Raw genomic sequence first — 8,049 nt, forward strand, 5'->3', positions numbered from 1 at the left:
GGGGAAGCTGTGCCGGTCATCGCTGCTCCGGAGGAGTTCAACGCCGAGGACGTCTACGTCGACCTCGGCGGGCTCTTCCACCGCGGGCTGTACCTGAAGTGCGAAGGCTTCAACTTCGGCGGCTCCATCAAGGTCAAGGCCGCCACCGCCATGGTCAACGCCGCCGAGCGGGAAGGGCGGCTGCGCGAGGGCTCGGTGCTGATCGAGTCCTCGTCCGGCAACCTCGGCGTCGCCCTGAGCATGATCGCCGCCAGCCGCGGCTACGAGTTCCTGTGCGTCACCGACGCGCGCTGCAACCTGGCCACCCGCCGCCTGATGGAGTCCTTCGGCAGCCGCGTGCACATGATCACCGAGCCGGACGGCGACGGCGGTTTCCTCGCCGCCCGACTGGCGTTCGTGCGGTCGCTGTGCGCGCGGGACAGCCGGTACGTGTGGCTCAACCAGTACGCCAACCCCAACAACTGGCTGGCGCATTACGGCAGCACCGCACCCGCCATCGCGGCGCAATTCCCCGCCCTGGACGTGTTGTTCATCGGGGCGGGCACCACAGGCACGCTGATGGGCTGCGCCCGCTACTTCCGCGAACACCGCCCCAACCTGCGGATCGTCGCGGTCGACAGCGTCGGCTCGGTCACCTTCGGCGGCCCCGCCGGGCCGCGCATGATCCCCGGCCTCGGCACCAGCGTGCGCCCCGCATTGCTGGACGAGTCCCTTGTAGACGATGTGGTGTACGTGCCGGAGGCCGACACGGTCCGCGCCTGCCACCGCTTGGCGAGCCGCGGCTTCCTGTTCGGCGGCTCCACCGGCACCGTGGTCAGCGGCGCGGTGCGCTGGCTGTCCGAGCGGTCCATGGACGACGTGACCGCGGTGGCCATCGCCCCGGACCTCGGCGAGCGGTACCTGGACTCCATCTACCAGAGCAACTGGGTGGAGGACATCTACGGCGCGGAAACACTCCAACGCGCCTGATCGAGCAGGCTGGGCGCGGTCATCGCGATGGTGCGCAGCGCATCGACGACATTGGCCGCGCTGTACTCGGCGACGAGTTCGTTCGTGATGAGGTGGAACTCGGTGCAGCCCACGATGACACCCGTGCACCCGTAAGCGGCGCGCAGTTCGTCCACGGCGGCAAGCACATCGGCACCCGCGCCGTGGCGTTTGATGCGGTACACCAGGTCATGGATGCGGCGCTGGTCGGCCGCGCTCGGCAGTGCGACACGGTGCGCGATATCGGGCCAGCGCGGTGCGTTCTGGAAGATGCCCGCCGCTCGGGTGCCCTCGGTGGACAGCATGAGGAAGCGCCCCGGCTTCGCGGCAAGCTCGTCCACAGCGGTGTCCACAAGGGACAGCAGCCGCGCGGTGATAGCCGGGTCCAGCTGGTCCAGGAAGTGGTGCGCGGTGAAGCAGGCGATCACCACGGTGGTGGCCCCGCGGTCGAACAGCTCCCGCAGCCGCAAATCCAGCCGCCGCGCCAACTCAGCGCGGCGCGGGCCGCCGATCGCTTCGGTCCGGTCCGGGAACGCCGGGTCGGAATCCAGGATCACCCGCGGCAGCCGCTGCTCCAGCACGCCCGCGTTGAAGTCATAGAGGTTCTTCACGAACGCGGCCGAGGCCAGCGGCCCCATCCCGCCCAACACCCCCAGTACACCGTCCACGGTTGGAGGCTGCCAACCGCGCGTATCGCCTGGATATCGGCGCGGGGATAACGCCTCGAAACGCCCGCTGCCTACCGTGCGGGGTGGCCCACCACGACCACCGGGGGATCGTTGTCATGACGCAGACGTTGATGTCCGTGCCGAACGCGGATGGCACCAGCAGGCTGTTCGACTGGCTGAAGGTGATGCGCGACGAGCACCCGGTATGGCAGGAAGGCGAGGGCGCCTACCACGTGTTCCGCCACGCGGACGTACAACGCGTGATCAGCGACCCTGCGGTGTTCTCCAACGACTCGAGCCGCATCATCCCCGTACTGGCGCCCCTGACCACGGGCAACATCAACTCGATGGACCCGCCGCTGCACGGCAAGCTCCGCAGGCTCGCCAACCAGGCCTTCACCCCCAAGGTGGTCGCCGCCCTGGAGCCCCGCATCGCCGAGATCACGGCCTCGCTGCTGGACGGCCTCGAGGGCGACCGCTTCGACTTGCTTGAGGGCCTGACCCACCCGCTTCCGGTGGTGGTGATCGCGGAGCTGCTAGGCGTGCCCGCCTCCGACCGAGGCCTGTTCACGCGCTGGGTGGACCAGCTTCTGTCGTTGCAGGGCACCATCAGCCCCGCCGACCCCGACTTCCTGGACGTCTTCCGCGCGGCGACCGGCGAGATGGACGCCTACCTCCTGGACCACTGCCGCGCCCGGCGCTCGGCACCCACCGACGACCTGATCAGCAGGCTGGCCTCCGCCGAGGTGGACGGCGAGCGGCTTTCCGACGACGAGGTCGTCAAGTTCTCCTCGCTGCTGTTCCACACCGGGCACGTGACGACCACGCTGCTGCTGGGCAACGCCGTGCAGTGCTTGGACGATAGCCCCGCCTCCTTTGCCGCGCTGCGCGCCGACCGCTCGCTGGTACCCGGCGCGCTGGAAGAGGTGCTGCGGTACCGGTCGCCCTTCACGACGGTCAGCCGCGTGACGGTGACGGACGTGGAGGTCGCGGGCACGGTGATCCCCGCCGACCGCCCGGTCACGCCGTGGGTGATTTCGGCCAACCACGACGACCGGGTATTCACCTCGCCGGAGGTCTTCGACATCCACCGCGGCAGCGGCAACATCGCCTTCGGCCACGGCATCCACTTCTGCCTCGGCGCTCCCCTGGCCCGGCTGGAGGCCCGCATCGCGTTGAACGCGCTGCTCGACCGGTACGCCGCACTGCACGTGGACCACTCGGTTCCGATCGCTTATCACCCTCGCGGGATGTACGGCGCCAAGAACCTGCCCGTGATCGCGCAGAGCGCCTAAGCATCAGAATGCGCGGCGGTGCTGGTATCCGGAGACCGCCGCCATGACCACATCGAGCGGAACGACGGCATCTTTGCCTGCGAGTGCTGCTTCGACCCATTCGCGCATCAAGCGGTTGGCTTCATGCGCCAACCTGATCTCCGGCCGTTGGCGCCGTTGGCCGAGCTGTTCGACCACCCCACCGATTCCCTGCGCAAGCGATCGCCTCCATGCCAAGTTAAAATAGACGTATTCCGATCTTCGAAGCTGGAGTCGACTGACGTCAGGCACCAAATCATCGAAGGTGTTGGAGATCTCTTTTCTCCGACGGAGAGATCCCGGTGATCTATCCCGCAGTCGACTCTGCAATCCCCGCGTTAATACGTACACGGCTCTACGTTCAGTGTTCTCGGGGCGACACTCCGCGCTAATGCGTTCATTTCTTCGGACGCATGGCTCCGAACGGAGGCTGGCGAATCCTTGGGAGTGCAGTTACCGTCTGGACGGTTCGAAATCAGCCACGGCTGCGAATCGTTCCTCAAGCGACCGAATTAATTACGGGGGATAATAGTGCGCCGAAGATGGTTGCGTGCGGCATTAGCAGCGTTGTTGGCCACCAGCTCGCTGCTTGCGGCGTCGGCGGCAGAAGGCAGACCTGCTCTCCAAGAGAAGAACCCACCTCACCCGGCAGAGCTGCCCTACAAGGAGAACCCGCAGTCTCTCTCCAAGGACGAGCTCAACACCGTAATGCCCAAGGGCTGGCAAGAATCCACGGATTTCTCGTGGACGACGTCCGGCGACCTGGACGGCTTCCACGTGTTGATGGCGAGGATGAGCGAGGGATACCGCTGGAAGACGGTCACCTCTCTGTCCGAGCCGATTGTGAGCAATGACCGCTGGGTTGGAAATGCCTGTCTCACCGACTCCGGGAAATTCCTCGGCGTCGTGTATGCGCCAAGGTCATTCACGAACAAGCCCGAACTGTTCGACCGCGGCGCCTTCGCGGCGATTGTGAACATGCAGACCGGCGAGGTGCGGAAGCAGGACTTTTCCGCGAGCCTGGCCTACTTCAACCCCTCATGCGGAGCCGACGACAAGATCGTGTTCACACAGTCCGGCGGCGAGGATGGCACTGCCACCCGGCTTCTGACCGTCGACCCCGCTCGCGGCGAAACCGCTGCTCCGATCGAGGTGACAAGCCAGGTCAGCTCCGCGGTGAACACCAAGCACGGCCTACTGGCGGCGGGCGGGAAAGCGGTCGTCAAGGTGGAGACCGACGGCTCGATACGCCGAATGATCAAGACCTCCGGAACCCCTTACGATCTGCGCACCGATGCCTCCGGTGCGTTGTTCTTCGTGGACAGCGGCAAGACCGACAGCGCCGCCTACCGAACCGATCTGACGGGCGTCGAGAAGATCGCGGAAGCGCCCGGAGCCAGAATCAAACTCCTCGACGGCGCAGGCCAGCAGGTTTACCTGGTCGCCCGGCCGGAGGATGTCAGGAGTACTCCGGCCAACACGAGGGTGCTCCACGACCACAACGTGGAGCAGATATCCACATCAGGTCTGGCAGGCGTGTCTGGCGTGATGGCGCCGCTGGATACGCCATCGGATCGATCCACCGACCACAACGCGACCAATATCGAGCTCACCCTCACGGAAACCAACCGCAAGATCGCACTTGCCGTCGAACCGGGAGAGGAGGTGCTGGATGGCCGAGACACCGGACGCCAACAATCCCCTAGCTACTCACGTGAGTCCCCCGAGGGGCGTTCACGTGCCGCCAGCGGTGCGGACACCGACCCGGTAGACCACGAGGCTTGGTGCGCTGTACCCCGCAACGACATCAAGGGGCAGGCGTACCAGCCGACACCCCGCCAGGTGGAGTGGGCCGTCGACATGCTCGTGCAGGGCCGACTCGACCTCAGCAGACCTGCCAACTGGAAGAACATGGGCATGCCCGCCTATCGTCCGATCGACCTTTATCCTCGGGTGGAGCTCAAGGGCGGCGGCAGAATCCCGGCCCAGATCCTCCTGGCGATCTTCGCTCAGGAGTCGAACCTCTGGCAGGCCGCCCGAAACGTGCCGGAGGGGATGACCGGCAACCCGCTTATCGGCAGCTTCTACGGCATTGCTTCCGGACTTCGAGCCGATGACCGGAAATGGGTCATCAGGTGGGAGGGCTCCGACTGCGGTTATGGCATCGGTCAAGTGACCGACGGGATGCGGAAGCCGGGCCGAGAGAAGGACGAGAAGGACAAGGCACGGCCCGCGCTCAACCAACGCGCCATCGCTTTGGACTATGTCACCAACATCGCGGCCGCCGCACAGCTGCTCAGCGACAAGTGGAACCAGATGCAAGACCTTGGGATGAAGGTGAACAACAACGATCCCAAGCACATCGAGAATTGGTTCTACGCGACCTGGGCCTACAATAGCGGTTGGAACGAACCGAAGGACAACGCCTATGGTCTCGGCTGGCTGAACAACCCGGCCAACCCGAAGTACGACCAGCGGCGTGAACTCTTCGGCAAGAGCCCGCGAGACGCGGCGCAGCCGCAGAAGTGGCCCTACCCGGAGAAGATCCTCGGTTGGGCGGCCAACCCCATCGGCAAGGAGTTCACGGGATCAACCGATCCCACAAAGAAGGATGGATACCGCTTCGCTTGGTGGAACAACTCGGCTTACCGGGATGAGGCACCACCGAACAGGCACCAGTTCTGCGACGCTTCCAATGACTGCGACCCCTCACAGTCCGTCAAGCCCGACGACCCCTCCGTGCTGCCGGACCACGGCAAGGGTGAGGAGGAGGAACCGGCTGGGCCGTGTGTCCACAAGAACCCGGCTAATGGCAAGTACGACCTGAAATGCTGGTATCACCAGTCGACGAAGTGGAAGACCTGCCCGGAGCAGTGCGGCAATGAAGCCATCCGGTACCCCGCGGACGATCCCGCTTTCCGCGCCGAACCGGCTGACATGAGTCCCGAGCCGGTCAACTGCACCCGTGACGGTCTGCCCGCCAACGCACTCGTCATCGACGACTCGCCAGACTTCCCGAGCACCAGAAGCGAGTGCAACCGCGACCGGTCGAGCGCCGGAAAGTTCCAGCTGAATTTCGCCAGTGACAACGGTGTCTACTACTCCAAGGTCGATCTCAGTCAGATCGGTGGCGGCTACAACGGACACTTCTGGTCGAGCAATGTCCGATCGACAGACGCGGACCGCGCTCGCGTCGGTGTAACCGGGAAATGGACGTTAAACCGGTCTCTCAACCAGTGGGCTCGGGTTCTCGTTCACGCACCCAGCATCGAGGCCCAAGCTCAGAACGCCAACTACAAGATCAACCTTGGTGGTGATGTGACCAAGGAACGATCTGTGCAGCAGCGGGCGCGGGCGAACAAGTGGATCTCACTGGGGGCCTTCCAGTTCAACGGGACCCCATCGGTCTCGCTGAGCAATCTGAATGAGGTTCCGGACGGCCAGAAGGACAAGGAGTATCAAGGAATCGAGGCCATCGCCTGGGATGCGGTGGCATTCGAACTCCTGCCGGGCAAGCCCGCCCACCAAGTCGTGGCGTTGGGTGACTCCTACGCATCCGGCGAAGGTGCCTCCGACGTCAAGGGCACCGACTACTACCCGGAGAGCGACAACAACGGGGACTCCTGGCGGCAGAACGCCTGTCATAGATCCCGATACGCGTGGTCACGGTCGGCACGGCTACCCGACAACGGCAATTCGACGATCGGCGACCGGGCCGACCGCTGGGACCAGTCGATGGACTACCACCTCCTGGCATGTTCGGCGGCGAGGACTCATAACCTGTTGCCGAAGGGCAAGTCGAACGCCTCGGGGAGACAGGGGGAGGGCCAGTTCCGCGAGCGGTCCCAGATCGACCGGGGCTTCCTGGATGCCAATACCACCATTGTCACACTGTCGATCGGCGGCAATGACATGGAGTTCGGTGCGATCATGACCACCTGCATGCTGCTCAAGGACGCAAACTGCCGGGATGCCCCGGACAAGGACGGCGGAACCTTCGAAGAAGGTTTCCAGCGCAGGTTGAAGAAGCTGGAACCGTCGCTTCGCACAGTCCTGTCGACCATCCGCGAAAAGGCACCGAACGCGAAGATCGTCTTGATGGGGTACCCGAAACTCTTCACCCTGACGGACAACAAGTGCCCCGACCGCAGCGGCGGATTTTCCGCCACCGATGAGAGCCTTCAATGGCTGAACATCAAAGCCAACGAGGTACAAGGACTGATCGACAAGGTCGCTTCCGAGGCGAAAACCGCAGACCAGATAAACGTCGTCAGTGCCAATCCGATCCCGGCGTTTCATCAGCGCGGTTTGTGCGTTCCACAAGCCGCCATACACGGAATGGTGGATCACCGAACTCCAGGAGAAAAATCGGACGCACAACACGCGTTGTTGCCGAGCCAGCAGTCCTTCCACCCGAACATCGCGGGCGCGAAAATCTATGCTGACGTCCTCACGAGTGTTCTGGCACCACGCTGAAAACTGACGTAAGGTGGTGCCACGCGGTGGCGTGGCACCACCTACTCTTATCGGAGGCGGAACGTGGTCGTCGGACGGTTGCCGACACTGGGAGTAATTCTGGTAATACTCTTCTGTGGTGGCTGCGCTACCAGCACCGAGCAGCTTGCCGAACAGAAAGCCCGCGAAGCGTTGCTTTCGAGGGCGGAAAACATGAAATCGGAACTCGAAAGAAGATTGTCCGGAACAACTGGTGAATCGGTCGAGACCGTGAAGGCTCAGTTGGAACAGATTGCTCGCCAAGAAGAGCCCCTGACACACTTCCTCGAAATCCGGGCAGCGAACGACAAAGACGCCTTCCTCGATTTTGTGATCTATGGCAGGGGTCAGGACGGCGGCGGACTGTTCGCCTCAGACATCTACCTCAGGGGCTGTGTCCGGTATGAGGTCGATATTCGCTCGAAGGCGGTAACCGGCAACAGCACCGACTGCCCAGCCCACCTTCCCGGGCAGTCCCCGGATGGCCAGCCCATCAACGACACGGTCGATGTGTACGAGTGACGCCGAGGGCAACGACAAGCCCCGTATCCGTGCAACCTTCCAAGGTTCGCGGTTCCGTCCGGCCA

General features: G+C 64.0%; 6 protein-coding genes. 4 read left to right on the forward strand and 2 right to left on the reverse strand.

Annotated elements, in window-relative coordinates; genetic code table 11:
* The first annotated feature begins 9 nt into the window (after positions 1-9).
* Positions 10-969, forward strand: a complete 960-nt coding sequence (gene sbnA, locus ACU6XJ_RS05650) for a 2,3-diaminopropionate biosynthesis protein SbnA (protein ID WP_476307345.1) — start codon at positions 10-12, stop codon at positions 967-969.
* Here sbnA and ACU6XJ_RS05655 read toward each other — a convergent pair.
* A complete protein-coding gene (locus ACU6XJ_RS05655) occupies positions 939-1,655 on the reverse strand; it encodes an aspartate/glutamate racemase family protein (protein ID WP_476307346.1) in 717 nt (238 codons plus the stop codon). The genes sbnA and ACU6XJ_RS05655 overlap by 31 nt on opposite strands.
* A gap of 116 nt (positions 1,656-1,771) precedes the next feature.
* Between ACU6XJ_RS05655 and ACU6XJ_RS05660 the strand changes: the two genes are divergently transcribed.
* The gene (locus ACU6XJ_RS05660; RefSeq protein WP_476307347.1) at positions 1,772-2,950 is read left to right on the forward strand and encodes a cytochrome P450; all 1,179 of its coding nucleotides are present in this window, start codon (positions 1,772-1,774) and stop codon (positions 2,948-2,950) included.
* Between the two features lie 3 nt (positions 2,951-2,953).
* On the opposite strand, the gene ACU6XJ_RS05665 is transcribed toward ACU6XJ_RS05660, so the two are convergent.
* Entirely contained in the window at positions 2,954-3,127 is a 174-nt protein-coding gene (locus ACU6XJ_RS05665; RefSeq protein WP_476307348.1) for a hypothetical protein, read from the reverse strand.
* Between the two features lie 411 nt (positions 3,128-3,538).
* On the opposite strand from ACU6XJ_RS05665, the gene ACU6XJ_RS05670 reads away from it, so the two are divergent.
* Both ACU6XJ_RS05670 and ACU6XJ_RS05675 read left to right on the forward strand, forming a co-directional pair.
* Positions 3,539-7,444: an SGNH/GDSL hydrolase family protein gene (locus ACU6XJ_RS05670; RefSeq protein WP_476307349.1), complete on the forward strand. Its 3,906-nt coding sequence runs from the start codon at positions 3,539-3,541 to the stop codon at positions 7,442-7,444.
* A gap of 63 nt (positions 7,445-7,507) precedes the next feature.
* Positions 7,508-7,984, forward strand: a complete 477-nt coding sequence (locus tag ACU6XJ_RS05675) for a hypothetical protein (RefSeq protein ID WP_476307350.1) — start codon at positions 7,508-7,510, stop codon at positions 7,982-7,984.
* The last annotated feature ends 65 nt before the right edge of the window (positions 7,985-8,049 follow it).

The sequence above is a fragment of the Actinorectispora metalli genome, from assembly GCF_056323685.1.

Coding starts and splice junctions, on each gene's coding strand:
- ACU6XJ_RS05660 (WP_476307347.1), top strand. CDS start 1,772: ATGACGCAGACGTTGATGTCCGTGCCGAACGCGGATGGCACCAGCAGG.